Below are 25,543 nucleotides of genomic sequence, written 5' to 3'. Positions count from 1 at the left end.
TGACCACGCATGCCTGTCCTCACAGTCGATCTGGCGATAGTCGGAGCCGGCCCCACCGGCCTGTTCGCCGCCTACTACGCCGGATTCCGCGGGCTATCCACAGTGGTCGCCGACGCGCTGCCGGAGGCGGGCGGCCAGATCACCGCGATGTACCCCGAGAAACTCATCTACGACGTGGCCGGCTTCCCCGAGATCAGGGGCAGAGACCTGGTCGACAACCTGGTGCGCCAGGCCGCCGCCTTCGAACCGTCCTACCTGCTCGGCCACCGGGCGGAAAAGCTCCACTACGAAGACGGTTCACCCCTGCTCGAATTCGATGACGGCACCCGCGTCCAGGCCAAGGCCGTCCTCATCACCGGCGGGCTCGGCAGTTTCACCTCCCGGCCCCTGCCCGCCGCCGCGGATTTCACCGGCGAGGGCGTCGTCTACTTCGTTCCCGAGCTGGCCGCCCACGCCGGGCAGGACGTCGTCATCGTCGGCGGGGGCGACTCCGCCTTCGACTGGGCCCAGGCGCTCCACCCGATCGCCGGCAGCGTCACCATCGTCCATCGCCGCGAGAAGTTCCGCGCCCACCAGGCCACCGTCGAGCGCGTCCGCGAACTCGGCGTCCCCATCATTGTCAATGCCCAGGTCAGAGCCATGCGAGGAACCGACCACGTCACGGGCATCGAGATCGACATCGCGGGCGACGACGAGACGCGCTACCTCCCCGCGGACACCGTCGTCGCCGCGCTCGGCTTCACCGCCGACCTCGGACCCCTGACCGAATGGGGTCTCGAAATCGAGAAGCGCTGCATCACAGTCGACTCCACGATGGCCACCAACCTCCACAGAGTCTTCGCCGCCGGTGACATCGCCCAGTACGTCGGGAAAGTGCGTCTCATCGCGACCGGCTTCGGCGAGGCCGCCACCGCCGTCAACAATGCCGCCGTCGCCCTCGATCCCGAGGCGCACCTGTTCCCCGGCCACTCGAGTGAGAACCCGTGACCCGAAAGTCCTAGTATTCGGAAATGCTTGCCATGACCGTCGCTGACGGGAAACTCGCCCCCGACACGGTCCCCGACCCCGAGCCGGGACCCGAAGAAGTGCTCATCGAGGTCGCCGCCGCCGGCCTCAACCGCGCCGACCTCGCCCAGGTCGCCGGCCACTACCCGCCCCCGCCCGGCGCCCCCGTCTGGCCCGGACTCGAAGTCTCCGGCACGATCATCGCCGCTGGCAGCGACGAGAACTCCGGCCTGGTCGGCCTGGAGGTGTGCGCGCTGCTGCCCGGCGGCGGCTACGCCGAACTGGTCACCGTCGACGCCGGACTGATCCTGCCCAAACCGGAAGGCGTGGACCTGATCGACGCGGCCGGCCTGCCCGAGGTCGCCGCCACCGTCTACTCCAACCTCGGCTACCTGGTCGGACAGGACCACCCCGCCAAGCGCCGCGTCCTCATTCACGGCGGCGCCGGCGGCATCGGCACCTTCGCGATCCAGTTCGCGCACAAGCTCCTCGGCGCCGAAACCTGGACCACCGCCCGCTCCGAATGGCGGCGCCAGCTCGAAGGGCTCGGAGCCGACCGCGTCATCGACTACCGCACCGAGGACTTCTCCGCCGAGATCCGCGCCGCCGGAGGCGCCGACGCCATCCTCGACGTCATCGGCGCGGCCTACTTGGAGCCGAACCTCAAGGCCCTCAACACCGATGGCCGACTGTCCATCATCGGCCTCCAGAAGGGCGCCAAGGCCGAGATCGATCTGGGCGCACTGCTCACCAAGCGCCAGACTGTCAGCGCGTCCACACTGCGCTCTCGACCGTTGGACCAGCGCCGCCAGATCGTCGCGGACGTCTTCGAACGCGTCTGGCCGCTGCTCGACCGGGCCGAACTCGAAACCACCATCACCACCCGCCTGCCGCTGAAGGAGGCCGCCGAGGCCCACCGGCGCATGGCGGCCGGAGGCGGCTACGGCAAGACCGTCCTCACGGTCGAGTAGCCGAAAAGGACAGGCCCGGCTACTCGGCCGCACGCAGACGGCCCGCTGAGCGCTCAGCGGGCCGCAGCCGTTTCGGGGGACTTACTTCTCGCAGCAGCCTTGGCAACAGGCTTCGCCGCCACACTGGCAGGTGGCATCGTCGCAACAGGTGCAGCACGCTTCCGTGTTCATTCGCATTCACCTCCCTTGACCTCAGTGCACATCGACGGCTCCGCAAGCGTCGCCGAGCCCGGAGGGCACCAGTTCTCGGGCAGCGGCTGCCCGCAGTCGCCCTCCTCGACGGCCCGCAGCATCAACGTCAGCTGGTGGCGCAGCCCTTCAAGGCGCGCGATCTCGGCGGTCACCTCGCCGATGCGCCGCTCCAGGTGCTGCTCGGCCGGTTCGCACGGGCAGACCCCCGTGTCGCGCACGGCGAGCAGATCGGCGATGTCGGACAACCGCAGTCCCGCGCGCTGGCAGGTGCGCACGAAGCGGGCCCGGTCGAGTTCGGACTCGCCGTAGCGGCGGTATCCGGAGGGGCTGCGCTCGGGCGGCGGCAGCAGGCCCTCGCGTTCCCAGTAGCGGATGGTGTCGGCCGAGACACCGACCGATTCGGCCAGCTTCCCGACCGTCCAGGTGACGGCTGTGGTGGTCATGCATCGAACATAAACCTTGGAGTCGGCTCCAAGGTCAAGCCCGCGAGTGAAGTATTTTTCAACTCGCCTCACGCCGGGGCTAATGCGTTGGAGTCCGAGCGGCACCGGCGACTACCATTGACGCGAATATGCAGCGTCGGGAGCATTCCCGGCCGAACGTGATCGAGGGAGAACCGTGGCATCCGCAGCGCCGAACAACAGTCCAGCCGTCGTCGAACCGCTTTGGGTGACGGCTGGCACTACGTGCGCCGACGCGGTGGCCGCGGCCGGACTTCCCGCCAATGGACCGGCCGCGATCGTGGTGGTCCGCGACTCCGAGGGCCGGCTGCGCGACCTCGCCTGGGCCCCCGAGGCCGACGCGAAGGTCGAGCCCGTGGCGCTGAACAGCCCCGACGGGCTGAACGTCATGCGCCACTCCGCCGCGCACGTCCTGGCGCAGGCGGTGCAGGAGCTGCACCAGGCCAAGCTGGGCATCGGCCCGCCGGTGACCGACGGCTTCTACTACGACTTCGACGTGGCCGAGCCGTTCACCCCCGATGACCTGAAGCAGATCGAGAAGCGGATGCTCCAGATCGTCAAGCAGGGGCAGACCTTCGAGCGCCGCATGTACGCGTCGCTCGACGAGGCCCGTGCCGAGCTGGCCGACCAGCCCTACAAGCTCGAACTCATCGAGACCAAGGGCGAGGGCACCGACGCCGACGAGGTCATGGAGGTCGGCGGCGGCGAACTCACCGCCTACGACAACATCAATCCCAAGACCGGCGAGCGCTGCTGGTCGGACCTGTGCCGGGGCCCGCACCTGCCGTCGACCAAGTTGATCGGCTCGCTCAAGCTGATGCGCTCGGCGGCCGCGTACTGGATGGGTTCGGAGAAGAACCCGCAGCTCCAGCGCATCTACGGGACCGCCTGGCCGTCCCTGGCCGAGCAGAAGGACTACCTGGCCCGTCTCGCGGAGGCCGAGAAGCGCGACCACCGCAAGCTGGGGCAGCAGCTCGACCTGTTCTCGTTCCCCGACGAGCTGGGCTCGGGCCTGCCGGTGTTCCACCCCAAGGGCGGCATCATCCGCCAGGAGATGGAGTCCTACCTGCGCGAGCGCCAGAAGCAGGCCGGGTACGAGCTGGTCAACACCCCGCACATCACCAAGTCGGTCCTGTTCGAGACCTCCGGCCACCTGCCGTACTACGCGGACTCGATGTTCCCGCCGATGGAGTTCGAGGGCGCGGACTACTACCTCAAGTCCATGAACTGCCCGATGCACAACCTGATCTTCCAGTCGAGGGGACGCTCCTACCGGGAGCTGCCGCTGCGCCTGTCGGAGTTCGGGGCGGTGTACCGGTACGAGAAGTCCGGCGTGGTCCACGGCCTCACCCGTGTCCGCGGTCTGACCATGGACGACGCGCACATCTACTGCACCGAGGAGCAGGCACCCGGAGAGATCGCGAGCCTGCTGCAGTTCGTGCTGGAACTGCTGAACGACTACGGGCTCAACGACTTCTATCTGGAGCTGTCCACCAAGGACGACTCGCCGAAGTTCATCGGCGACGACGCCCTGTGGGAGTCGGCCACCGCCACCCTGCGCGAGGTCGCCGAAGCCTCCGGGCTCGATCTCGTGCCTGACCCGGGCGGCGCGGCCTTCTACGGCCCGAAGATCTCGGTGCAGGCCAAGGACGCCATCGGCCGGACCTGGCAGATGTCGACCATCCAGCTCGACTTCAACCAGCCCGCGCGTTTCGAACTGGAGTACTCGGCGGCCGACGGCACCCGCAAGCAGCCGGTCATGATCCACCGGGCCCTGTTCGGTTCGATCGAGCGCTTCTTCGGCGTGCTCCTGGAGCACTACGCGGGCGCGTTCCCGGCCTGGCTGGCCCCGGTTCAGGCGATCGGCATTCCCGTCCGCGACGAGAACGCCGAATACCTGGCGGACTTCTTCGCGAAGCTCCGCGCGGCGGGCATCCGCGGCGAGGTCGACTACTCCGACGACCGCATGCAGAAGAAGGTCCGCAACGCCCAGCTCCAGAAGATCCCGTTCATGGTCATCGCCGGAGACGACGACCAGAACGCGGGCACCATGAGCTTCCGCTACCGAGACGGCTCGCAGCAGAACGGCGTCCCGATCGAGGAGGCCATCGCCCACGTGGCCGAGGTGATCAACTCCCGTACCAACGAGGGCCCCTCGGCACCCGAGGCCCGGCCCTAGCCGACGACGAATCAGGTTCGGACGGTGTCACCGGCTTCCCAGTGGCGCCGTCCGAGTCGTTCTAGGGGGTTCGTAACCCCTAGTCGCGGCCGGTTTCTCCCAGCCAGCGCGCCAGTCTTCCCGCCCTGGCCAGCGCCGTCAGACGGTCCTCCGTCTCCGCGCGCAGCCGGGGGTTGGTGATCACGATGAGCTGGTCCTCCGAGCGGAGGCGGTCCGTCATCTCCGGGACGAACAGGTGCTTCTCGCGGACCACGCCCGCGATCGCACTGCCCTCCGGCAACCGCAGCTCGAACAGCCGCAGGCCCGCCAGACCCGATTTCTTCGGGACCGTGATCGTCAGGACCTCGCCGTCGACCGCGTCCAGCGGCGCGGTCTCGATATCGACCTCCTGGACCAGTTCGGGCCGGGTCAGCCCCAGCCGCCTGGCGACCCAGGGCAGGGTCGGGCCCTGGAGCAGGGTGAACACGACCACGAGAATGAACACGATGTCCCACAGCTGCTGCGCGCCCGCCAGCTGTTCCGAATGGGGGATCGTGGCCAAGACGATCGGCACCGCCCCGCGCAGGCCCGCCCATGACAGGAGCGCCTGTTCCCGCATCGTGAAGCGGAACGGTATGAGGCACAACAGGACCGAGAGCGGGCGCGCCAGCAGCGTCAGGACCGCGCCGAGGATCAGTGCGGGGACCAGCGCGTCCGCCAGGTTCGACGGGCTCGCGAGGAGACCGAGCATGACGAACAGGCCCAGTTGGGCGACCCAGCCCAGTCCCGTCGCGAACGACTGCGTCGCCGCCCGGTGCGGCAGGTGCGAATTGCCCAGGATCAGCGCGGCCAGATATGCGGCGATGAAACCTGAGGCGTTCAATGCCCCGGCCGCCGCGAATGCCGCCAGTCCGAGGCTGAACACGGCGAGGGGGTAGAGGCCCGACACCGGCAGGGCGAGCCGCCGCACCAGCCACGCGCCGCCGAGGCCGACCGCCAGTCCGATCGCCGCGCCCGCAGACAACTGCCAGGCCAGCGAGCCGAGCAGGCTCGCGGTACTGGGGATTCCGGCCGCCGATGAGAACGCCAGCACGAGGATGATCGCCGGGGCGTCGTTGAAGCCCGACTCGGCCTCCAGCGTCCCGGTGAGCCTCTTCGGCAGTCCCACTCCGCGCAGTTCCGAGAACACCGCCGCCGCGTCGGTCGAGGCCACCACCGCGCCGAGCACCAGCGAGGTCTGCCAGGAGAATCCGAGCAGGTAGTGCGCTCCGGACGCGACCACCGCGACGCTGATGCCCACCCCGAGCGTCGCCAGCATGCTCGCCGGGGCCAACTGCCCCGAGATGGCCTTCCATCGGGTGGACAGGCCGCCCTCGATGAGGATGAGCGCCAAGGCGAAGGTGCCGATGATCTGGGCGAGTTCGAAGTCCGCGAAGGCGATGCCGAGGACGTCTTCGCCGAGGACGATGCCGATGCCGAGGAAGATCAGCAGCGCGGGCAGGCCCAGCCGGTGGGTGGCGCGGATCGCGGCGATGGAGACGAGCACGGTGGCGCAGCCGATGAGGAGCACGAGATACAGCTGCGGCAGCGTCACGCCTGGAGCCTAACCGATACGTTGTGTCACGGGGATTTCGTCGCATTTCCGCGCTCGAAGCCTGTGGCCTAGGATCGGGTCCGTGAACGAACAAGCACCCGAAGGATCCGGAGTCCCCGACGGTTACGAGCGACTGTGGACGCCCCACCGGATGGCCTACATCAAGGGCGAGGGCAAACCCACCGGAGACGACGCGGACATCGAGGGGTGCCCGTTCTGCGAGATCCCGAAGCTGGACGACGCCGACGGCCTCATCGTCGCCCGAGGCCAGGCCCTGTTCGTGGTGATGAACAAGTACCCGTACAACGCGGGACACCTGATGGTGGTCCCGTACCGCCATGTGCCCGACTACACCGACCTCGACGCCGACGAGGTCGCCGAGATGGGTTCGCTCACACAGCACGCCATCCGGTTGCTGCGGGCGAACATGGGCGCGCACGGCTTCAACATCGGGATGAACCTCGGCCAGGTCGCCGGGGCCGGCATCGCCGGCCACCTGCACCAGCACATCGTGCCCCGTTGGGGCGGCGACGCGAACTTCATGCCGATCATCGGCCGCACCAAGACCCTGCCGCAGCTGCTCGCCGATACGCGAACCGAGCTTGCCGCGGCATGGGGGGAGTCGTAACCGGGTACGCACTATAGAGTCAAGGAACCCACCAAGCCGTGCCCGAACACCCAACTTGGGCTACGCCAAGAAATCAGGAGATCATGGCGAAGTTCCTTCGGACCTCCGGACGAGCGGGAGTGCGACGCTATGTCGACGCCGTGGCCAAGGTCCTCATCCGCCTCGGCGTGTCCGCCAATGCCGTCACGCTCGCCGGCACCGCGGTCGTCGTCGCCGCCTCGGTGTTCCTGCTGCCCCAGGGACACCTGTTCGCCGGCGTCATCGTCGTCGGCCTGTCCGTGCTCACCGACATGCTCGATGGGGCGATCGCCCGCGTCCAGGGCACCACCAGTCGCTTCGGCGCGTTGCTCGACTCGACCTGCGACCGCATCGCCGACGGCGCGATCTTCGCCGGACTGGCCTACTGGGCGCTGGCCGAGGACCGGTACGCCGCCTGCGCGCTGGCGCTGACAGTGCTGGTCGGCTCCCAGGTCGTCTCGTACGTCAAGGCCCGCTGCGAGAGCCTCGGGGAGAAGTGCGACGTCGGCATCATGGAGCGGCCCGAGCGGCTCATTCTCGCAGGTGTCGCTGTTTTGGCCGAGTCCTTCGGCGTCCCGTACGCGATGGAGGTCGGCATGGCGGTGCTGGCGTTGCTGACGACGATCACCGTCGTGCAGCGCCTCGTGCACGCCCGCTCCGTGCTCACCGCGAGCGAGAGGTCCGTCGATGCGTGAGAAGTTGACGGAGCTCTCCTATCTGGCCGCGTGGCGCGTGGTGCGGCTGATGCCCGAGCGCGTCGCCGTCGGCCTGGGCCGGTCCTTCGCCGACCGGGCCTGGCGCAAGAACGGCCGCGGGGTGCAGCAGTTGCGGCGCAACCTCTCCCGCGTGGTCGAGGGCGAGGTGGACGAGGAGCTGGTGCGCGACGCGCTGCGCTCGTACGCCCGCTACTGGATGGAGTCGTTTCGGCTGCCGTCGATGAGCGCCGAGGACCTGGACCGCGATTTCGAGATGAACGGCTACGAGCCGGTGCATCAGCGCCACCGCGCCGGTCAGGGCTCGATCATCGCCCTGCCGCACTGCGGGAACTGGGACTACGCGGGTGCCTGGGCGGCCCAGAACGCCGGGGACCGGCTCACCACGGTCGCCGAACGGCTCAAGCCCGAGGGCGTCTACCGCCGCTTCCTCGAATACCGCGAATCGCTGGGCATGACCATCATCCCGACCTCCGGGGCCGACCGCAATCCGCAGGCGCTGCTGTCCGATGCCCTGCAGAACGGCGACGTCGTCGCTCTGGTCGCCGACCGCGACCTGAGCAAGAACGGCGTCGACGTGAAGTTCTTCGGCGAGGCCGCCAGGTTCCCCTCCGGCCCCGCGCTGCTGGCGATCCGCAATGACGTCCCGCTGTACACCGCCGCGATCCACTACGAGGACGACCGGGCGGTCTGCCACATCACCGGGCCGATCGACACCGGCACCGGGCGGCTGCGCGAGCGGATCGCCTCCACCACGCAGGCGATGGCGGATGCCTTTGAGAAGGGCATCGCCGAGCATCCGGCCGACTGGCACATGCTGCAGCGGTTCTGGCCGGCCGATTTCGCACCGGCCGCACCCGATTCCGGCGACGCAGCGGAGTCCTGATGGGGGACTTGCGGATCGGCATTGTCAGCCCGTACTCCTTCGATGTTCCCGGTGGCGTGCAGTTCCACATCCGGGACCTGGCGGAGACGTTGATCGATGCCGGCCACGACGTCTCGGTCCTCGCCCCGGCGACGGAGACTGCCGGTCTGCCCGACTTCGTCGTCCCCGGCGGCAAGGCCGTCGCGGTTCCCTACAACGGGTCGATCGCGCGGCTGGCCTTCGGCCCCCGCTCGGCCGCGCGGGTCCGCCGCTGGTGCTCCGAGGGCGACTTCGACGTCATCCACGTCCACGAGCCGCTCACCCCGAGCCTGTCGTGCCTGGCAGTGCTCACCGCCCGCTGCCCGGTAGTGGCCACCTTCCACACCGCCATCACCCGCTCCCGGATGCTCGCCGCGGGCAAGCGCATGGCGCAGCTGGTGCTGGAGAACCTGTCGGCGCGCATCGCCGTCAGCCCTTACGCCCGCAAAGTCCAGGTCGAGCACCTCGGCGGCGGCGCCGTCGAGATTCCCAACGGCGTCCCGGTCGCCTTCTACCGCAAGGCCGCGGCGATGAAGGACAAGCCGGCCGGTCCGACGATCGGCTTCATGGGCCGCTTCGACGAGCCCCGCAAGGGCTTCGGCATCCTCCGTGACGCCTTCGCGCAGCTGGCAGCCGAACGTCCCGACCTGCACCTGCTCGTGGTGGGCCGGGGCGACCGCGAGGCCGCCATGGCCGGGCTCGACCCAGAGGTCGCGGCCCGGGTCCGCTTCCTCGGCGCCGTCTCGGAGGAGGAGAAGGCCGCGATGCTCGCCGGCGTCGACCTCTACGTCGCCCCCAATACCGGCGGCGAGTCCTTCGGCATGATCCTCACCGAGGCGATGGCCGCCGGCACCTGCGTGCTCGCCTCCGATATCGAGGCGTTCAAGAGCGTCCTGGACGACGGCCGAGCCGGCGGGCTGTTCGCCATGGGCGACGCCGCCGACCTGGCCGCCAAGGCCGGCGAGCTGCTGGACGACGCCGAAGCGCGCGCGGTCTACGTCGATCGCGCGAACGACTGGGTCCGCCGCTACGACTGGCCCGAGGTGGCCGGCCGTGTCCTGGAGGTCTACCGCGCCGCCATCGAGGCCGGGGCCGAACGCCGCTAGTGCCCGAATCTGAGAGTTACTGACTCTTTACTCTGAGTGCCGAAAGGTCCATACTGAGAATTGGCGATGCGTGTATCCCCGTGCAATCGCACGCGCACGGATCGAACGGAGGGCAGTCGGATGGCCGATGTCTCACACAGGGGTGACCTGAAGGGTCACCCAGACGTCCGCGAAATGGGAGCCCGATACGACCGCATGATGGGACGGCGGGACGTGGCGTTCATTGACGCCCCGGTTTTCCTCGTCGGTCTGTACTGCGTCATCTCGCCCTGGGTGGTCGGATTCTCGGCCGCTGAGGCAACTCTGGCGACGCACAACCTGGTCATCGGTATCGCGATCGGGCTGCTCGCACTAGGATTCACCGTGGCCCCAGAGCGCATGTACGGCATGAGCTGGGCCATGTGTGCGATCGGTGTCTGGATGTTCTTCTCGCCCTGGGTCATCGCTACGAGCCCCAGCACGGAAGCCATCTGGAGCAACTTCATCGTCGGTGCGCTGGCGTTCCTGCTCGGCCTCATGGCGGCCTGGCAGGTCAGAACCCGACACAACAACGGTTCGCCTGCACCTGGCTGAGCCGTGTAGCGGAGAGATCGAACCACGACACGACGCCCGCGCCGGCGCGGTCCTCCCGGGGACCGAGCCGGCCGCGGGCGTTTCTGGATGGGTGAGCCGCATCCGCTTGCGAAGCACCAGCACCCGACGGCGAGTCGGGGCGCATTACGATGAGCGCGATGTGGTGGTTGGCAGTCCTGGTAGCGATCGTGGCCGCCGTCGGCGCCTATGCGACCTGGACGGTCACGCGGGTCGAACGGCTGCACCGCCGCGCCCGCACCTCCGAGTCCGCCCTGCTCAATAAGCTCGACGACCGCGCCGAGACCGTCCTCAAGTTCGTCGGCCAGCCCGGCTTCGATGAGGTTGTCGCCCTGGCATTGTCGGTCGTGGCCGTCCCCGCCGAGACCCAGCGCCAGCGCGAGCTGCGCGAGTACGCCGAGAACGACCTCACCCGCGCCCTGCGGGAACTGCATCCCGACCCGGCCTGGGCCGACGACCTCGAGGCGGCCAACCGCCGCGTCGCCCTGGCCCGTCAGATCCACACTGACTTCGTGCGCGACGCCGTCGCCTCCCGCTCCCTGCCGATGGCCGTACTACTGCGTCTCCACCACCGGCTTCCGCGCCCCCAGTACTGGGACATCGAAGACCCCGTCCAGTGAGTTCTGGGCCTCCCGGTGCCTGCTGAGCCGGACTCAGTGAGGTGCCCGGTGCCTGTCTGTATCAAGGGGCCTGTGAGATCGATCGCCGCGTAGAATCGACCAGGTCAGGCACCCCTAACGACGTTCAACCTCAGATGGAGCCGGTGACCGTGTCAGAGACTCAGAAGCCCCAGGCCGAAGTCGGCACTGCCCGCGTCAAGCGCGGCATGGCCGACATGCTGAAAGGCGGCGTCATCATGGACGTCGTCACGCCCGAGCAGGCCAGGATCGCCGAGGACGCCGGCGCCGTCGCCGTGATGGCGCTGGAACGCGTCCCCGCCGACATCCGCGCCGAGGGCGGCGTCTCGCGCATGTCCGACCCCGACATGATCGACGGGATCATCGAGGCCGTCTCGATCCCGGTGATGGCCAAGGCCCGCATCGGGCACATGGTGGAGGCCCAGGTCCTGGAGTCCCTCGGGGTCGACTACGTGGACGAGTCCGAGGTCCTCACCCCCGCGGACGAGGCCAACCACATCGACAAGTGGCAGTACAACGTGCCGTTCGTGTGCGGTGCGACCAATCTCGGCGAGGCCCTGCGCCGCATCGGCGAGGGCGCGGCCATGATCCGCTCCAAGGGCGAGGCCGGTACCGGCAACGTCGTGGAGGCCACCCGCCACATGCGCCAGATCCGCCAGGACATCGGCCGCCTCACGAACCTCGACTCGACCGAGCTGTACGCGGCCGCCAAGGAACTGCGCGCCCCGTACGAGCTGGTCGCCGAGGTCGCCAAGCTCGGGAAGCTCCCGGTCGTGCTCTTCACCGCCGGCGGCATCGCCACCCCCGCCGACGCGGCCATGATGATGCAGCTGGGCGCCGAGGGCGTCTTCGTCGGCTCGGGCATCTTCAAGTCCGGCGACCCCGCCAAGCGCGCCGCCGCGATCGTCAAGGCCACCGCCTTCCACGACGACCCCAAGGTCATCGCCGAAGTCTCGCGCGGCCTGGGAGAGGCGATGGTCGGCCTCAATGTCGACACACTCCCCGAGGACCAGAAGCTGGCCAAGCGCGGCTGGTGACAAGGACATTCAGGCGGGCCGGGAGCACCAGCTCCCGGCCCGCCTTCGCGTCTCGGTCTAGATGTCGAACAGGTACCCGCCCGTGGCCAGAGCGGCCTCACAGTCATTGCCGTACTTCTCGGCGAAGACCCGCTTATCGCCGTGCCAGTGGCCGTGCACCAGGACCACCACCGGGGCGTATTCCTTGGTGCACATCCCGTCGGCGGGCGGGATGTCCGCGATGTGCCCGTGGGCCCGCTGCAGCTGCCGGCACGCCGCCTTGGCGTTCGGGTGCTCGCTCTCCTTGCCCGGGCACTCCAGCGTCAGGGTGGTGAGTTCGCTGCCGGAACCGGCGGGGGCGAGGTAGAGCGCGAACTCGCTGTGCGGCGATTCCTCCGGGGCCAGGTGCGCCTGCGCGGGCGCGGCGAACATGACGGCTGCGGCGGCCGCCAGCAGTGCTGCGGCGCGGACTGGTTTCTTGAACATCATTCGATCCTAAGTAGGCAAAGGACCGCAAAACCGCATCGACACACCGGGTCCGGTCGGGCGTCCTAGGCTAGAAGCATGGACGCAGCAGACCTCGAACGGCTTTCGACGCCCGAACTCCAGCACCGCGCGTTCGAGCTGGCGCGCCACAATCGCGACTGGCGGTTCTTCATCGAGCTGTTCCGGCACACTCCGGCCGCCAGTGACACCGGCGACCTGGACCCGGACGTGGCCGAGATCGGGGTGGCGATCGATGACCTGGTCGGCATGTGGCGCCAGGCCACCCAGGGCAAGTGGGGCGAGTCCGAGCCATTGGCCCGCGCGGCCTTCATCGACTACCTCAGCGACAAGGACGAGGACACCGACGACCCCACGAACTGATTGCGGCGGCTACTCGTTCAGCCACTGCCGGACGTCGCGGGCGAACAGCCACCACAGGGCCAGCACCGAGGCGAACACCCACGGCGCCACCATGAGTCCGAAGGACGTGGACGTCAGCATTCCGATGATGAACAGGACCGCCGTGGCGCCGACGGCCCACCAGCGGACCGCCTTGAGGCGGGTCTTCAGCCGCACCGCGCACAGCGCCCCGATGACGGCGGCGACGACCGCGAGGCCCCCGATGACCAGGGTCGAGGTCAGGTAGCTCGAGGAGTGGAAGTACTCGGCGCTGTCCTGGGCGAACTTGACGGCATTGGCCTGGGTCTCGCCCTGGTCGACGTAGACGTCGGTGTAGGTCGCGACGAGTTCGTCGGTCGAGCTCTGCCGCAGCGAGAACATGTTGACGATCATGAGGTTCCCGGCCAGGACGCCGAAGACGACCTGTACCCAAATGGCGATTCGCAAGCGGCGCAACTGCTTCGGTGGGCCGTCTACTTCCTCGTCGCCACTGCCGGCGGGTTCGGGGTTCGGGCCGAAGTTCGGTTGCGGGAGCATCGCGTGGGCCTTTCGGAGCGTTAGTGGTTGAACCAGCGGCGGGCGAACCGTTCGGTCAGCGTTCCGATGATCGTAATGGGAACGATAGCCAAGGCGAGGGACAGCGCCCAGTACAGGCCGCCGGTGAACAGCAGCCATCCCAGTCCGACGAGGCTGGCGACCTGGCTGAGCAGGATCAGGATCCACAGCAGGCGCCACTGGTAGGTCATGAGCCAGGTCGACAGCAGCAGGAAGAGCGCGAGCGCGCCGAGCCCGGCCGCTCCGCGGTACACGTCGTCCTTGGCCGCCGAGGGGACCATGTCGGTGGCGGTGTGGTGCAGCAGCACGAGCATGCCCGCTACGGCGGCGCTGATGGCGGCCTGGATCCACATCGTTCTGCGCGCGGTCCGGACTGAGCGGGGCATCGGGTTGCGTTTGGCGGTCTTCGTGGGCATGGTCCTCATAGCTCCTCGGGGGCGTTCAAGAACCCCAGACGGTCGCTATCGGGCCCATTTGCCCGCTCGCTTCGTTGTCGGGCTTCCAGATCCAACACCGGGATCTGGAAGCCCTTCCGCCTTGCGAGCGAACAAATGGGTTCCGATATCGCCTCGCCGGGGGCTCTTGAACGCCCCCTGGGGTGCGGCACTTTCGCCCGCAGAGCCTAACGGATAGTGCCCACCCCTGTGAGCTCAGCCCTAGTCGGTCACAGTCGCGATTGCCCAGGTAGGCGGGGTGCCGCCACCGAACTACGCTTGTGGCGGCAGTTGATTCGAGTTTCTTGGAGTTCTTTGATGGCAGCCGTACCCGAGATCGGTGTGCTGGCCCTGCAGGGCGACGTCGTCGACCACATGCGGGCCATCGAGGCGGCGGGCGCCCGGGCGGTCCCGGTGCGCCGCGCCTCGGAGCTGGATTCGGTCGATGGCCTGGTGATCCCCGGCGGCGAGTCGACCACGATGAGCAAGCTGCTGACCGTGTTCGACATGTTCGAACCGGTCAAGAAGCGCCTGGACGCCGGGATGCCCGCGTTCGGGTCCTGCGCCGGCATGATCATGCTGGCCTCCGAGGTGCTCGACGGCCGGGCCGACCAGCAGTCCTTCGGGTCCATTCCGATGACGGTGCGCCGCAATGCCTTCGGCCGCCAGATCGACTCCTTCGAGGCCCCGATCGAGCTGGACGGGGTCGAGGGCGGTGCCTTCCACGGCGTGTTCATCCGCGCCCCGTGGGTCGAGCGGGTCGGTGCGGGCGTGGAGGTCCTGGGCCGCGTCAGCAGCGGGGAAGGAGCCGCAGGGGCGGCAGACGGTAGGATCGTCGCCGTACGTGCGGGCTCGTGCCTGGCCACCTCCTTCCACCCGGAGGTGACCGCGGACGCGCGAGTGCACCGATACTTCGTGGATATGGTCCGGTCCAGTGCCGGACCGGTCGAGTAAGAGGAACGAGGACGCCGGAATGAGTGGCCACTCCAAGTGGGCGACGACCAAGCACAAGAAGGCCGCGATCGACGCCAAGCGGGGCAAGATCTTCGCCAAGCTGATCAAGAACATCGAGGTCGCGGCTCGCACCGGTGGTCCTGACCCGGCGGGCAACCCCACCCTCTACGACGCCATCCAGAAGGCCAAGAAGAGCTCGGTGCCCAACGACAACATCGACCGCGCGGTCAAGCGCGGAGGCGGGCTCGACGGCGCGGGCGTCAACTACGAGACGCTCATGTACGAGGGCTACGCGCCCGGCGGCGTCGCGCTGCTCATCGAGTGCCTGACCGACAACAAGAACCGGGCCGCCTCCGAGGTCCGGGTGGCCCTCACCCGCAACGGCGGCGCGCTCGGCGAGGCCGGCAGCGTCGGCTACATGTTCGCCCGCAAGGGCGTCATCGCGGTGCCGCAGACGGACGGACTGACCGAGGACGACATCCTCATGGCGGTCCTGGACGCCGGCGCCGACGAGGTCGAGGACCTGGGCGAGGGCGGCTTCGAGGTGCGCTGCGAGCCGACCGACCTGGTCGCGGTCCGGACCGCGCTCCAAGACGCCGGGATCGACTACGACTCGGCCGAAGCGGGCTTCCAGCCCTCCACCACGATCGCGGTCGACGCCGACGGCGCCACCAAGGTCCTGCGAGTCATCGACGCCCTGGAGGACTCGGACGAGGTCCAGAACGTCTACTCCAACGTCGACATCAGCGACGAGGTCATGGCCGAGCTCGAAAGCGCCGACGCCTGATCGACACTGTCAAGCCGGGGCCGGGAGCGAATGCTCCCGGCCCCGCATGCTGCCCGGCACCGAGCCTCAGCCTTCGCCGCCGTAGTCCACGTCGTCGCTCAGATCCGGCAGGACCGCCTGTTCGAGCAGATCCCGCACCTCGTCGTCGCTGGTCTGATCGAACACCTCGTAGGACTGGCCGACCGCGCTGAAGTGGTGCGGGGTGTCCACGCAGACCACCTCGTCGACCAGCGCCGAGATCTCCCGGCAGGCCGAGGACGGGGCGGTCGGGATCGCGACCACGATGCGCTCGGGGCCGAACTCGCGGACGGCGCTGACGGTGGCGCGCATGGTCGCGCCCGTGGCGAGGCCGTCATCGACCAGGAGGACGGTCTTTCTGAACAGGTCAGGGGCGGGGCGAGGGCCCCGGTAGAGGCGTTCGCGGCGTGTGAGTTCGGCCTTCTCGCGTGCGACGACCAGATCGAACTGGTCGTGAGGGACGCCGACGGCCTCCACGACCTGGTAGTTGGTGACGACCACGCCTCCGGAGGCGACGGCGCCCATGGCCAGTTCCTCGTGGCCGGGGACGCCGATCTTGCGAACGGTGAAGACCTCCAGGGGCGCGTCCAGGGCCCGGGCGACTTCGAAGGCGACCGGGACGCCGCCGCGTGGGAGGCCCAGGACGATCACGCCGTCGCGGCTTCGGTAATCGCCGAGCAGTCCCGCCAACTCGCGGCCGGCCTCGCGCCGGTCGCGGAAAATCTTCCCCCGCATCCGAACAGTATTCCCGCTGGAAACGGCGGGTAAACCAAACCGCCCGGCACGAGGCCGGGCGGGGTCTGGGTCTGGGTCAGCTTTGGGTCAGCGCCGTCATGCCGCCACGGGGGCGGCCTCGCTGCGGTACACCCGGATGGTCCAGACGACGGCGAGAGCCGTCGCGACCGCATAGACCGACAATCCCAGGGTCATGCTCCCCAGCGTCACGCCGCCCAGCGTGGCGAGGGCGGGCATCACGCCGCCCGCGCCCATCTGGAGCGAGCCCATGAACGCCGAGGCGGTGCCCGCGATCTGCGGCGGCTGCGAGGACATCGCTGCCGCGCCCGCGTTCGGGAACACGACGCCGCAGCCGAACATCATCAGCACGATCCCGGTCGGGATCGTCCACAGGTTCTCGGCGCCCGCGAACTGCACGCCCGCGATCCACGCGACGCCGGTCAGCGAGATCGCCATGCCCCAGATCATGCGCTGGTGCGGCTCGCTGCGGTCGATCAGGATCATGTTCGTCTGGTTCCCCGCGAGGAGCGCCAGCGTGCCCGCCGCGAAGAGCAGCGAGTAGAAGCCCGGGGAGGCCCCCAGCTCCTCCTGCGAGATGAAGCTGAACGTCGAGACGTAGGTGAACAGCATCGAGAAGTTCATGATGACCACGAGCGTCGGCGCGATGAAGCGCGCGTCGCGCACCAACGTGCCGAGCGAGGAACCGAACTCGCGCATGCCCATTGAGCGCCGCTCCCGGGCCGGGAGGCTCTCGGGCAGGAACTTCCACACCAGGAAGGTCGACAGGCCCGACAGCACCGCCATGAACACGAACACGGTCGGCCAGGGGCCGAAGCGGATGAGCTGCGCGCCGACGATCGGGCCGAGCATCGGCGCGAGCATCGTCACGAACATCATCTTCGCGGTGAAGCGGGTCATGTCGTCGCCCTCGAAGTGGTCGCGGATGACCGCGCGGGCCACCACGACCCCGGCCGCGCCGCTCAGGCCCTGCAGGAACCGCATGGCGATGAGCAGGTCCGCGCTGGTCGTCACCGCGCACGCCAGTGAAGCCAGCGTGAAGACGCTCATGCCGATGAGCAGCGGCGCCCGTCGACCGAAGCGGTCCGAGAGCGGACCGATGAACGCCTGGCCGACGCCCATGCCGATCATCATCGACGTCAAGGTGAGCTGGATCCGGCTCTCGGGAGCGCCGAGCGCGTCGGCCATCGCGGGGAACGCCGGGAGGTAGAGGTCGATGGCGATCGGCGCGGTCGCCGAGAGCGCACCGAGCACGAAGACCAGCATGGCGATGAAGCGGCGCGGGTGGCCGCCGGAGAGCACGGTCGAATTGAGCGCAGCAGCAGACACGGTCATCTCACAAAAGATTGGTAGAGCACGGGAGTCGAGGCCTCGGGGCGAGATCGTCGCAACCGGCCACTACGAACGTAACGCCATCCCTAGCCGGTCGGCAAGTAGTTTATGGGCCACGCCACGAGCGTCTCCGACCACAGCTGTCACACCGCCCGGATAAGCTGACGCGAACGGGAAGAACGGAGGGGCGAGTGCGCGTCATGGGGATCGATCCGGGCTTGACCCGCTGCGGCGTCGGGGTCGTGGAAGGACGGCCGGGAGCACCCGGCACCATGATCGCCGTCGGCGTCATCCGCACCGACCCCAAAGCGCCCCTTGCCGACCGCCTCCTCGCCCTCGACGACGGACTGCGCGCGTTCCTCGAAGACCATCAGCCCGAGGCCGTCGCCGTCGAACGCGTCTTCAGCCAGCACAATGTGGCCAGTGTCATCGGCACCGCCCAGGCCTCCGGCATCGCCCTGCTCGCCGGCGCCCGCCTCGGCCTGCCCACCGCCACCTACACCCCGTCCGAAGCCAAGGCCGCGATCTGCGGCAACGGCGCCGCCGACAAACAACAGGTCACCACCATGATCACCCGCATCCTGCGGCTGAAAGAGGCGCCCAAACCCGCCGACGCCGCCGACGCGCTCGCCATCGCCGTATGCCACCTGTGGCGCGGCGGCATGAAGGCCCGCCTCGCCGCCGCGGCGGGCAATGGAGGACCGCGATGATCGCCAGTCTTACCGGAACCGTTGCCTCCGTAGGGGAGTCATACGCCGTCATCGACGTGAACGGCGTCGGCTACGCCGTCCAAGGCGGCTCCGGCACCCTCGCCAACCTCAAAATCGGATCGAACGTCGTCCTGCACGTCTCGACGATCGTGCGCGAAGACTCGATCACCCTGCACGGCTTCAACTCCGCGACCGAACGCGACCTGTTCGAACTGCTCCAGACCGCGCAGAAGATCGGCCCGCGCATCGCCCGCGACGCCATCGACTCCCTGCGCCCCGACGTCATCCGCCGCGCCATCGCCACCGGCGACACCGCCACGCTCTCGCGCATCCCCGGCGTCGGCAAGAAGAGCGCCGAACGGATCGTGCTCGACCTGGCCGACAAGATCGGCCCCGTCGAACCGGGCCTGCCCCACCAGGCCGGCTCCCGCCCCGGCGGCTGGCGAGTCCAGGTCGGCCAGGGCCTCCAGGCCCTCGGCTGGTCCGCCAAGGAAGCCGAGACCGCGATCGAGAAACTCGACGCCGAAGGCGCGGACGGACAGGACGTACCCACGCTCCTCAAGCAAGCCATCCGACTGCTCGGGAAGCGATAAGGCATGGACGACAGCGACTACACCCCCGAACAGTGGGACGCCGCCCTCACCGCCGCCGAGGCCACCGAACTCGACCGCGTCGCCGAGGCCGGCATCCGCCCCGGCAAACTCGACGACGTCATCGGCCAGACCCGCGTCCGCGAACAGATCGCCCTCCTCCTCGAAGGCGCCCGCCGCCGCGGCTCCGCCCCCGACCACCTCCTCCTGTCCGGCCCGCCCGGCCTCGGCAAGACCACCCTCGCCATGATCGTCGCCACCGAACTCGGCGTCGGCCTGCGCCAGACCTCCGGCCCCGCCATCGAACGCTCCGGCGACCTCGCCGCAATCCTCACCAGCCTCGGCCCCGGCGAAGTCCTCTTCATCGACGAGATCCACCGGATCGCCCGCCCCGCAGAGGAACTGCTCTACACCGCCATGGAGGACTTCCGCGTCGACGTCATCGTCGGCAAGGGCCCCGGCGCCACCGCCATCCCCCTCGAACTCGAACCGTTCACGCTCGTCGGCGCCACCACCCGCGCCGGGCTCCTCACCGGCCCGCTGCGCGACCGCTTCGGCTTCCTGGGCCAACTGGAGTTCTACACCGACGCCGAACTGGAGGCCATCGTCAAACGCTCGGCGGGCATCCTCGACGTCGCCATCGACGACGCCGGCGCCGTCGAGATCGCCTCCCGCTCCAGAGGCACGCCCCGCATCGCCAACCGCCTGCTGCGCCGCGTCCGCGACTTCGCGCAGGTGCGCGCCGACGGCGTCATCGACAAGCCGGTCGCCTCGGACGCGCTGGCGCTCTACGACGTGGACGAGCTCGGTCTCGACCGGCTCGACCGCGCCGTGCTGCGGGCCCTCGTCTCCACCTTCGGCGGCGGGCCCGTCGGACTGAACACCCTGGCAGTGGCCGTGGGCGAACAATCCGACACCGTCGAGGAGGTGTGCGAGCCGTACCTGGTGAGGGCCGGGCTGCTGGCCCGCACCCCCCGCGGACGCGTGGCCACGGCCGCCGGCTGGCGGCATCTCGGGCTTGCCCCGCCCAACACCGACGGGCTGTTCGAGACCGGCAACGCGTAGGGTGGGCCCAATAGGGGCGGGAGCGGTCCGATCGCCAGGTCCGGGCCGCAGGATAGACTCCGCCCACGCCAGGACCTACAAATTTGAAAGGCACCATCGTGGACTTGACGTTCATCATCATGATCGTCGGCTTTATCGCCCTGATGTACTTTGTGATGATCCGCCCGCAGAAGAAGCGTCAGCGCGAGCAGCAGAGTATGCAGAACACCGTGGCTCCGGGTGCCCGCGTCATGACGATCGGCGGCCTCTACGGCACCGTGGTCGACTCCGACGAGGAGACGGTGACGCTTGAGGCCAGCGACGACAATTTCCTCGTCTTCGCCCGCCAGGCCATCGCCAAGGTGATCACTCCCGCCGACGCCGACACCGAGACCCCCGAAGAGGACGAGTCCTCCGAGGTGGCCGAGGCAGACGCCACGCTTACCGACGACGACCTCGACAAGCTTCGCTCCGCCGAGGAAGACGGCGGCGACAAGCACACCGGCAAGTCGGACCGCAAGGAGTACTGAGCTTCCCGCCTCGGCGTAGCCAATCGGGCGGCCTGCAGGTCGGGCAAAGCCGACTTACGCGGCAGTTTAGAATGAGCCGCGCCGAGGATGCGTGTGCGAGGCCACTCCCTTCAGTCGATTCGCTGCGGGTGGGCCGAGCGGCGCGGCGCCACGAGGTGAGGGCATACCCCTGTGCCCGAACCGCATCGACTTCAAGGAAGAGACCGACCATTGGCTTCAGTAACGGGCGCTGACCGCCCACGGAAGAAGATCCAGCGCAAACGGCTGCCAGTCGCCCCTTACTTCGTAGCGCTCCTGATAGTGATCGCGGTGCTGTGGGCCGCCACCCTCGCCGGCGCCGGATGGAAGTTCCCGACACCGAAGCTCGGCCTCGACCTTCAGGGCGGCATGTCAATGACGCTCACCGCCTACCAGCAGGGCTCCGACGAGGCGCCGAGCGCCGAGACGATGGAGCAGGCCCGCCAGATCATCGAGGGACGCGTCAACTCCACCGGCGTGACCGAGCCCGAGGTCTACGTCCAGGGCACCGAGAACATCGTGGTCAACGTGGCCGGGCGCGACACCGACGAAGAGGCGCTGCGCGACGTCGGCGCCCCGGCCGAACTGCGTTTCCGCATCGTCACCGACCAGACCCAGGACACCTCCGGGATCACCATCCCCGAGGAAGAGGTCGAGGGCTCCACCGAGGACGAGACGTCCTCCGAGGGTGAAGGCGGCGAGGAGTCCGCCGAGACCCCGTCCGCCGAGTCCAGCGAGGGCGCGGAAGAGCCGACCGAGGAGACCTCCGAGGACGCCTCCGGCTCCGGCACCGTCGCCACCACCGAGGGCTCCGGCTCGGCCCAGTCCGACACCGCCGACATGACCGTCGACGACGTGTGGGCGAAGGTCGGCGAGGAGGCCACCGCCACGGCGCAGGCCCTCACCGCCGCCCCCGACCCCGCCGACCCGACGACCACCGCGGTCCTGGAGCCCTTCGGGGAGCTCAGCGCCGCAGAGGTCGGCCTCCTGCCCGCGAACGTCCAGTTCTACGTCCCGCAGATCACCTGCGAGCAGCTCGACGCCCGCCCGCCGGGATCGGTCCAGAAGCCCGACGACCCGGTGGCCGCGTGCTCGACCCCCGAGAACGTCGACCCCGAGGACCCCGAAGCCGGGACGATCTCCAACAAGTACCTCCTCGCGCCCGCCGAGGTGCTCGGCTCGGACGTGTCCAGCGCCGACGTCGGCTCCGACCCGGCCAGGCCGAACCAGTACGTCGTCAACACCGAGTTCACCACCGGCGGCGCCGACAAGTGGGGCGCTCTCACCGCTGAGAGCGTCGGCCAGCAGATCGCCATCGTCCTCGACAACGAGGTGGTCTCCGCCCCCACGATTCAAGAGGCCTCCACCAACTCCACCCAGATCTCCGGTGACTTCACCGCCACCGAGGCCAAGCAGCTCGCCGACCAGCTGAACTTCGGTTCGCTGCCGACCACCTTCGAGGTCGAGACCATCGACGAAGTCACCGCGACCCTCGGGGTCGAGCAGCTGCAGGCCGGCGTGCTTGCCATGCTCATCGGCCTGATCCTGGTCTTCATCTACTGCGCGATCTACTACCGCCTGCTCGGCTTCATCGTCCTCGGCAGCCTCCTGGTCGCCACCGTGGTCCTGTACCCGACGGTGACGCTCCTGGGCTCGCAGATCGGCATGACGCTCACCCTCGCGGGCATCGCCGGCTTCGTCGTCGCCATCGGCATCACCGCCGACTCGTTCGTCGTCTACTTCGAGCGAATAAAGGAGGAGATGGCCTCGGGCAGGTCCGCGCGCTCGGCCGTGCCCCGCGCCTGGACCCGCGCCCGCCGGACCATCCTGTCCTCCGCGGCCATCTCGATGCTGTCGGCCGTGGTCCTGTACATCCTGGCCATCGGCCCGGTCCGCGCCTTCGCGTTCGCGCTGGGCCTGTCCACCCTCGTGGACATTCTGGTCGTGGTCCTGTTCACCCACCCGATCGCCGCCTGGCTGTCGCGGGGCTCGATCCTCAACAACGTCCATCTCTCCGGGCTGCGGACCAAGTCGACCCCGGCCACCGGCGACGCGGCCACGCGCGGTTAAGGAGCACCGATGAGCACTCAGCAAAAGCAAACCTCCCCGCGCAAGGACAAGACGCCGTCGATCTGGAGCAGGCTCTACCGGGGCGAGACGGACTTCCAGTTCGTCGCCAACCGGAATCGCTTCTACCTCGCCTCGGCGATCGTCCTGGGCGCCTGCGTCCTGGTCATGGTGGTCAAGGGCTTCGTCCTCGGCATCGACTTCGCCGGCGGCAACCAGTACAACGTCCCGGCCGGCAACCCAGATGTGACCATCACCGAGGTCGAGGACGCCGCCGAGGAGGCCGGGGCGGAGGTGGCCTCCGCGCAGACCGCCGGGTCCGGCGACGGCGCCTCGTTCGTCATCCGCACCGGCGACCTCGACGAGGACACCACGCAGGCCGTGCGGACCGCCATGGCCGAGGCCGCCGATGTCAACGCCGACCAGATCTCGGTCTCCGAGGTATCGGCCACCTGGGGCGCCTCGGTGTCCCGGCAGGCCCTGGTCGCGCTCGCCGTCTTCCTGGTCCTGGTCTCGATCTTCATCTGGGTCCGGTTCGAGCGCCGCATGGCCGTCGCCGCGCTCGCGGCCCTCGGCCACGACCTGCTCCTGACCGCCGGGATCTACTCCCTGGTCGGCTTCGAGATCACGCCTTCGACCATGGTCGGCATGCTGACCATCCTGGGCTACTCGCTGTACGACACGGTGGTCGTCTTCGACAAGGTCCAGGAGAACACCGCGAACCTGCTCCAGACGCGGAACCAGACCTTCGCCGAGGGCGTCAACGACGCCGTCAACCAGACGCTCATGCGGTCGATCAACACCTCGCTCATCGGGGTGCTGCCGGTGGGGGCGCTGCTGTTCATCGGCGTCGGCATGCTCGGCGTCGGCACGCTCAAGGACCTGGCGCTGGTGCTGTTCGTCGGCATCATCGTCGGTACGTACTCCTCGATCTTCCTGGCCTCGCCCCTGGTGGTCGACATGGCCGAGCGGAGCGCCGTCTACAAGCGCCACCACAAGAAGGTCGAGAACAAGCGCGCCGGCCGGCGCGACGCCTCCGACGATGACGACGATGACGACGCGCTGCCCACGGCCAAGACCGATGAGCTCCCGATCGAGCTGCTGGAGGAGTCGACCGCCGGCGCTTCCGCCGGTGCCTCCGCTGGAGCCTCGTCCCGTCCCTCGGGCGGTTCGCGCGCGCAGCGGCGCAAGAAGCGCCGCTAAGACCTACTGACACGAAAGAGGGCGGGCGGATCCATTCTGATCCGCCCGCCCTCTCGTACGTCCGCGTGGGCTATTCGGAACCCTTCTTGCCCTTCATCTTGGACATGGCCTCCCCGGCCTTGTCCTTGACGGTTTCGGTGACTTCGTCCACCTTGTCGCCCAGCGGCGACTCCTTGGCCTTGTTGAACATCTCGTCGGCCTTGTCTTTCATGTCGCCGGCGTTGTCCGAGGCCTTGTCTTTCATTTCGTTGAACTTGTCTGACATGCCCACCGTGGTTTCCTCCTTGGCTGAGACATCCTCACTATAGGTGCTGGGCGAGTTTCGGAGGGAAATCTCGCCGATCCGGGCACGGCCCGGCGCGTACTCCCTGAGTCGACCCCCGAACGCGACTGCGGGCTGATGCGGACGAGGCGACCTGCCTCTTACCGTCGTCCCCATGAACAGCACCGTTGAAACCAACCAGGGCCGGGCCCGCACCGCGATCGTCATCGGCGCGGGAGTGGCCGGCCCCGTGGTCGCCCTGGCCCTGCGCAAGGCCGGCATCGAGTCAGTCGTCTACGAGCCCTATGCACCCGGCACCGGCAGCCGGGGCGGCCCGATCACCCTCGCCTCGAACGGGCAGAACGCGCTCGCCGTCGTCGGCGCGGACCGGGCGGTCAAGCAGGCAGGGCACCCCACGCCCCGCATGATCATTCAGAGCGGCTCCGGCAAGGTCCTCGGCGCCATGGACGACGATCCGGACCTGCCGCCCCGCATCACCCTGACCCGGGCGGATCTGATCGAGAAGTTGCAGGAGAGCGCGGTCGAACAGGGCATTTCCATCGTCTACGGGCGCCGCTTCGTGGGTGCGGTCGACACCGGCCGCAGCGTCATCGCCCGGTTCGACGACCACACCACCGCGGAGGCCGACCTCCTCATCGGCTGCGACGGCATCCGCTCGACGGTGCGAGGCATCATCGATCCCGCCGCCCCCTCCCCCCGCTACACCGGTCTGATCGGGCTCGGCGGCTACGTGCCGAGCGCGGGGCTGGCCGACACCGGGGGCGCCTGGCACTTCATCTTCGGCCGCTGCGCCTTCTTCGGCTACGTCACCTGCGGCGAGCGGACCGGCTGGTTCGCCAACCTCCCGGTCAAGCGCCTCGATGCGGATGCGGTGCGCGCCACCGGATTCGAAGAGTGGATGGAGCGGATGCGGGCCGCGTTCGCCGACGACGCCGGACCGGCACTGGACTTCCTGGACCGGGTGACACCGGACGAGTTCGCCCCGCCCGGCCCGCTCGAGGACCTGCCGCACGTCCCACAGTGGTCCAAGGGCCGCATCGCCCTGGTCGGGGATGCCGCGCACGCGACCTCGCCGTCGTCGGGACAGGGGGCGAGCCTCGCGGCCGAGTCCGCGGTCGAGCTGGCGCGGTGCCTGCGCGACCTGCCGGTGGAGGCGGCCTTCGCCGCTTATAGGCGGGGCCGGGCCGACCGGGTGGAGCGGATCATCGCCGCCGCCGCGCGCACCAATCAGAACAAGGCGGCCGGGCCGATCGCGGCCAGGATCAGGGACGCGCTCATGCCGTTCTTCATGGAGCGCTTCAACACTCCGGAGAAGACCGCCTGGCAGTACGGGTACCGGATCGACTGGGAAGCGGCGGCTTGAATTACCCGCTGAGCCACGGCGA

At 68.8% G+C, this 25,543-nt stretch carries 28 protein-coding genes; 20 read left to right on the top strand and 8 right to left on the bottom strand.

The features are described from left to right. Positions 1-9 precede the first annotated feature (9 nt). On the top strand, positions 10-987 hold the full coding sequence (locus FAB82_RS21160) for an NAD(P)/FAD-dependent oxidoreductase (RefSeq protein ID WP_136536537.1): 978 nt from the start codon (positions 10-12) through the stop codon (positions 985-987). A 23-nt stretch (positions 988-1,010) separates the two neighbouring features. Then, on the top strand, positions 1,011-1,976 hold the full coding sequence (locus FAB82_RS21155; RefSeq protein ID WP_136536536.1) for an NAD(P)H-quinone oxidoreductase: 966 nt from the start codon (positions 1,011-1,013) through the stop codon (positions 1,974-1,976). 167 nt (positions 1,977-2,143) lie between these two features. On the opposite strand, the gene FAB82_RS21150 is transcribed toward FAB82_RS21155, so the two are convergent. Beyond that, positions 2,144-2,611, bottom strand: coding sequence for a MerR family transcriptional regulator (locus FAB82_RS21150; protein ID WP_136536535.1), 468 nt, complete (start codon positions 2,609-2,611; stop codon positions 2,144-2,146). Positions 2,612-2,786: 175 nt separating this feature from the next. Here FAB82_RS21150 and thrS point away from each other — a divergent pair, with 175 nt between their 5' ends. Further along, positions 2,787-4,808, top strand: coding sequence for a threonine--tRNA ligase (gene thrS, locus FAB82_RS21145; protein ID WP_136536534.1), 2,022 nt, complete (start codon positions 2,787-2,789; stop codon positions 4,806-4,808). A gap of 79 nt (positions 4,809-4,887) precedes the next feature. On the opposite strand, the gene FAB82_RS21140 is transcribed toward thrS, so the two are convergent. Continuing rightward, entirely contained in the window at positions 4,888-6,381 is a 1,494-nt protein-coding gene (locus FAB82_RS21140) for a potassium/proton antiporter (RefSeq protein WP_136536533.1), read from the bottom strand. An 82-nt stretch (positions 6,382-6,463) separates the two neighbouring features. Between FAB82_RS21140 and FAB82_RS21135 the strand changes: the two genes are divergently transcribed. The 7 genes from FAB82_RS21135 to pdxS all read left to right on the top strand — a co-directional run bounded on the left by FAB82_RS21135 (position 6,464) and on the right by pdxS (position 12,016). Beyond that, positions 6,464-7,009 carry an HIT family protein gene (locus tag FAB82_RS21135; protein ID WP_246039749.1) on the top strand — a complete coding sequence of 182 codons (546 nt, stop codon included), beginning with the start codon at positions 6,464-6,466 and terminating at the stop codon, positions 7,007-7,009. Positions 7,010-7,092: 83 nt separating this feature from the next. Then, on the top strand, positions 7,093-7,722 hold the full coding sequence (gene pgsA, locus FAB82_RS21130; protein ID WP_136536532.1) for a phosphatidylinositol phosphate synthase: 630 nt from the start codon (positions 7,093-7,095) through the stop codon (positions 7,720-7,722). Next, the gene (locus FAB82_RS21125) at positions 7,715-8,626 is read left to right on the top strand and encodes a phosphatidylinositol mannoside acyltransferase (RefSeq protein WP_136536531.1); all 912 of its coding nucleotides are present in this window, start codon (positions 7,715-7,717) and stop codon (positions 8,624-8,626) included. The genes pgsA and FAB82_RS21125 overlap by 8 nt, the downstream gene beginning before the upstream one ends. Before the next feature lie 8 nt (positions 8,627-8,634). Then, positions 8,635-9,750: a glycosyltransferase family 4 protein gene (locus FAB82_RS21120; protein WP_136536585.1), complete on the top strand. Its 1,116-nt coding sequence runs from the start codon at positions 8,635-8,637 to the stop codon at positions 9,748-9,750. Between the two features lie 120 nt (positions 9,751-9,870). Beyond that, positions 9,871-10,323 carry an SPW repeat protein gene (locus FAB82_RS21115; protein ID WP_136536530.1) on the top strand — a complete coding sequence of 151 codons (453 nt, stop codon included), beginning with the start codon at positions 9,871-9,873 and terminating at the stop codon, positions 10,321-10,323. A 158-nt stretch (positions 10,324-10,481) separates the two neighbouring features. Beyond that, complete coding sequence (locus FAB82_RS21110; protein ID WP_136536529.1) at positions 10,482-10,961, top strand: hypothetical protein; 480 nt, start codon at positions 10,482-10,484, stop codon at positions 10,959-10,961. A 134-nt stretch (positions 10,962-11,095) separates the two neighbouring features. Beyond that, positions 11,096-12,016, top strand: a complete 921-nt coding sequence (pdxS, locus tag FAB82_RS21105) for a pyridoxal 5'-phosphate synthase lyase subunit PdxS (protein ID WP_136536528.1) — start codon at positions 11,096-11,098, stop codon at positions 12,014-12,016. Positions 12,017-12,073: 57 nt separating this feature from the next. Here the strand turns inward: pdxS and FAB82_RS21100 are convergent, their stop codons facing one another. Continuing rightward, positions 12,074-12,481, bottom strand: a complete 408-nt coding sequence (locus FAB82_RS21100) for an SSI family serine proteinase inhibitor (protein WP_168801700.1) — start codon at positions 12,479-12,481, stop codon at positions 12,074-12,076. A gap of 78 nt (positions 12,482-12,559) precedes the next feature. Here FAB82_RS21100 and FAB82_RS21095 point away from each other — a divergent pair, with 78 nt between their 5' ends. Then, positions 12,560-12,862, top strand: a complete 303-nt coding sequence (locus FAB82_RS21095; RefSeq protein ID WP_136536526.1) for a hypothetical protein — start codon at positions 12,560-12,562, stop codon at positions 12,860-12,862. A 9-nt stretch (positions 12,863-12,871) separates the two neighbouring features. Here the strand turns inward: FAB82_RS21095 and FAB82_RS21090 are convergent, their stop codons facing one another. After that, positions 12,872-13,417 (bottom strand): hypothetical protein, encoded by a 546-nt coding sequence (locus FAB82_RS21090; RefSeq protein ID WP_136536525.1) that lies wholly within the window; start codon positions 13,415-13,417, stop codon positions 12,872-12,874. A 20-nt stretch (positions 13,418-13,437) separates the two neighbouring features. Continuing rightward, on the bottom strand, positions 13,438-13,851 hold the full coding sequence (locus FAB82_RS21085) for a hypothetical protein (RefSeq protein ID WP_136536524.1): 414 nt from the start codon (positions 13,849-13,851) through the stop codon (positions 13,438-13,440). A gap of 336 nt (positions 13,852-14,187) precedes the next feature. Between FAB82_RS21085 and pdxT the strand changes: the two genes are divergently transcribed. Both pdxT and FAB82_RS21075 read left to right on the top strand, forming a co-directional pair. Next, positions 14,188-14,823, top strand: a complete 636-nt coding sequence (pdxT, locus tag FAB82_RS21080; RefSeq protein ID WP_136536523.1) for a pyridoxal 5'-phosphate synthase glutaminase subunit PdxT — start codon at positions 14,188-14,190, stop codon at positions 14,821-14,823. Positions 14,824-14,842: 19 nt separating this feature from the next. Further along, a complete protein-coding gene (locus tag FAB82_RS21075; protein WP_136536522.1) occupies positions 14,843-15,610 on the top strand; it encodes a YebC/PmpR family DNA-binding transcriptional regulator in 768 nt (255 codons plus the stop codon). Between the two features lie 66 nt (positions 15,611-15,676). On the opposite strand, the gene FAB82_RS21070 is transcribed toward FAB82_RS21075, so the two are convergent. Further along, complete coding sequence (locus FAB82_RS21070; RefSeq protein ID WP_136536521.1) at positions 15,677-16,363, bottom strand: phosphoribosyltransferase; 687 nt, start codon at positions 16,361-16,363, stop codon at positions 15,677-15,679. A gap of 96 nt (positions 16,364-16,459) precedes the next feature. After that, a complete protein-coding gene (locus FAB82_RS21065) occupies positions 16,460-17,716 on the bottom strand; it encodes a multidrug effflux MFS transporter (protein WP_136536520.1) in 1,257 nt (418 codons plus the stop codon). A 188-nt stretch (positions 17,717-17,904) separates the two neighbouring features. Between FAB82_RS21065 and ruvC the strand changes: the two genes are divergently transcribed. The 6 genes from ruvC to secF all read left to right on the top strand — a co-directional run bounded on the left by ruvC (position 17,905) and on the right by secF (position 23,875). Beyond that, entirely contained in the window at positions 17,905-18,423 is a 519-nt protein-coding gene (ruvC, locus tag FAB82_RS21060; protein WP_211116738.1) for a crossover junction endodeoxyribonuclease RuvC, read from the top strand. Further along, positions 18,420-19,016, top strand: a complete 597-nt coding sequence (gene ruvA / locus FAB82_RS21055; RefSeq protein ID WP_136536519.1) for a Holliday junction branch migration protein RuvA — start codon at positions 18,420-18,422, stop codon at positions 19,014-19,016. The genes ruvC and ruvA overlap by 4 nt, the downstream gene beginning before the upstream one ends. Positions 19,017-19,019: 3 nt before the next feature. Beyond that, positions 19,020-20,078, top strand: a complete 1,059-nt coding sequence (gene ruvB / locus FAB82_RS21050; protein ID WP_136536518.1) for a Holliday junction branch migration DNA helicase RuvB — start codon at positions 19,020-19,022, stop codon at positions 20,076-20,078. Between the two features lie 83 nt (positions 20,079-20,161). Further along, a complete protein-coding gene (gene yajC, locus FAB82_RS21045) occupies positions 20,162-20,587 on the top strand; it encodes a preprotein translocase subunit YajC (protein WP_211116737.1) in 426 nt (141 codons plus the stop codon). 210 nt (positions 20,588-20,797) lie between these two features. Continuing rightward, positions 20,798-22,675, top strand: a complete 1,878-nt coding sequence (secD, locus tag FAB82_RS21040) for a protein translocase subunit SecD (RefSeq protein WP_136536517.1) — start codon at positions 20,798-20,800, stop codon at positions 22,673-22,675. A 9-nt stretch (positions 22,676-22,684) separates the two neighbouring features. Then, positions 22,685-23,875 (top strand): protein translocase subunit SecF, encoded by a 1,191-nt coding sequence (gene secF / locus FAB82_RS21035; protein ID WP_136536516.1) that lies wholly within the window; start codon positions 22,685-22,687, stop codon positions 23,873-23,875. 70 nt (positions 23,876-23,945) lie between these two features. Here the strand turns inward: secF and FAB82_RS21030 are convergent, their stop codons facing one another. Further along, a complete protein-coding gene (locus tag FAB82_RS21030; RefSeq protein WP_136536515.1) occupies positions 23,946-24,146 on the bottom strand; it encodes a YtxH domain-containing protein in 201 nt (66 codons plus the stop codon). 166 nt (positions 24,147-24,312) lie between these two features. Between FAB82_RS21030 and FAB82_RS21025 the strand changes: the two genes are divergently transcribed. After that, positions 24,313-25,521, top strand: a complete 1,209-nt coding sequence (locus FAB82_RS21025) for an FAD-dependent oxidoreductase (RefSeq protein ID WP_136536514.1) — start codon at positions 24,313-24,315, stop codon at positions 25,519-25,521. The last annotated feature ends 22 nt before the right edge of the window (positions 25,522-25,543 follow it).

It is taken from the genome of Glycomyces buryatensis (assembly GCF_004912275.1).
Classification (GTDB): Bacteria; Actinomycetota; Actinomycetes; order Mycobacteriales; family Micromonosporaceae; genus Glycomyces; species Glycomyces buryatensis.
The sequence above is the reverse complement of the archived record's forward strand: the minus strand, read 5'-3'. Positions and strand labels throughout refer to the sequence as shown.

Excerpts from the sequence above, each read along its gene's own strand:
- ruvB (WP_136536518.1), top strand. The coding sequence starts at position 19,020 with ATGGACGACAGCGACTACACCCCCGAACAGTGGGACGCCGCCCTCACC.
- FAB82_RS21095 (WP_136536526.1), top strand. The coding sequence starts at position 12,560 with ATGGACGCAGCAGACCTCGAACGGCTTTCGACGCCCGAACTCCAGCAC.
- FAB82_RS21065 (WP_136536520.1), bottom strand. The coding sequence starts at position 17,716 with ATGACCGTGTCTGCTGCTGCGCTCAATTCGACCGTGCTCTCCGGCGGC.
- ruvA (WP_136536519.1), top strand. The coding sequence starts at position 18,420 with ATGATCGCCAGTCTTACCGGAACCGTTGCCTCCGTAGGGGAGTCATAC.
- pdxT (WP_136536523.1), top strand. The coding sequence starts at position 14,188 with ATGGCAGCCGTACCCGAGATCGGTGTGCTGGCCCTGCAGGGCGACGTC.
- FAB82_RS21155 (WP_136536536.1), top strand. The coding sequence starts at position 1,011 with ATGCTTGCCATGACCGTCGCTGACGGGAAACTCGCCCCCGACACGGTC.
- FAB82_RS21070 (WP_136536521.1), bottom strand. The coding sequence starts at position 16,363 with ATGCGGGGGAAGATTTTCCGCGACCGGCGCGAGGCCGGCCGCGAGTTG.
- FAB82_RS21115 (WP_136536530.1), top strand. The coding sequence starts at position 9,871 with ATGGCCGATGTCTCACACAGGGGTGACCTGAAGGGTCACCCAGACGTC.
- pdxS (WP_136536528.1), top strand. The coding sequence starts at position 11,096 with ATGGAGCCGGTGACCGTGTCAGAGACTCAGAAGCCCCAGGCCGAAGTC.
- FAB82_RS21110 (WP_136536529.1), top strand. The coding sequence starts at position 10,482 with ATGTGGTGGTTGGCAGTCCTGGTAGCGATCGTGGCCGCCGTCGGCGCC.
- FAB82_RS21100 (WP_168801700.1), bottom strand. The coding sequence starts at position 12,481 with ATGTTCAAGAAACCAGTCCGCGCCGCAGCACTGCTGGCGGCCGCCGCA.
- FAB82_RS21025 (WP_136536514.1), top strand. The coding sequence starts at position 24,313 with ATGAACAGCACCGTTGAAACCAACCAGGGCCGGGCCCGCACCGCGATC.
- FAB82_RS21150 (WP_136536535.1), bottom strand. The coding sequence starts at position 2,611 with ATGACCACCACAGCCGTCACCTGGACGGTCGGGAAGCTGGCCGAATCG.
- secF (WP_136536516.1), top strand. The coding sequence starts at position 22,685 with ATGAGCACTCAGCAAAAGCAAACCTCCCCGCGCAAGGACAAGACGCCG.
- FAB82_RS21075 (WP_136536522.1), top strand. The coding sequence starts at position 14,843 with ATGAGTGGCCACTCCAAGTGGGCGACGACCAAGCACAAGAAGGCCGCG.
- FAB82_RS21085 (WP_136536524.1), bottom strand. The coding sequence starts at position 13,851 with ATGCCCACGAAGACCGCCAAACGCAACCCGATGCCCCGCTCAGTCCGG.
- FAB82_RS21125 (WP_136536531.1), top strand. The coding sequence starts at position 7,715 with ATGCGTGAGAAGTTGACGGAGCTCTCCTATCTGGCCGCGTGGCGCGTG.
- pgsA (WP_136536532.1), top strand. The coding sequence starts at position 7,093 with ATGGCGAAGTTCCTTCGGACCTCCGGACGAGCGGGAGTGCGACGCTAT.
- FAB82_RS21090 (WP_136536525.1), bottom strand. The coding sequence starts at position 13,417 with ATGCTCCCGCAACCGAACTTCGGCCCGAACCCCGAACCCGCCGGCAGT.
- FAB82_RS21160 (WP_136536537.1), top strand. The coding sequence starts at position 10 with ATGCCTGTCCTCACAGTCGATCTGGCGATAGTCGGAGCCGGCCCCACC.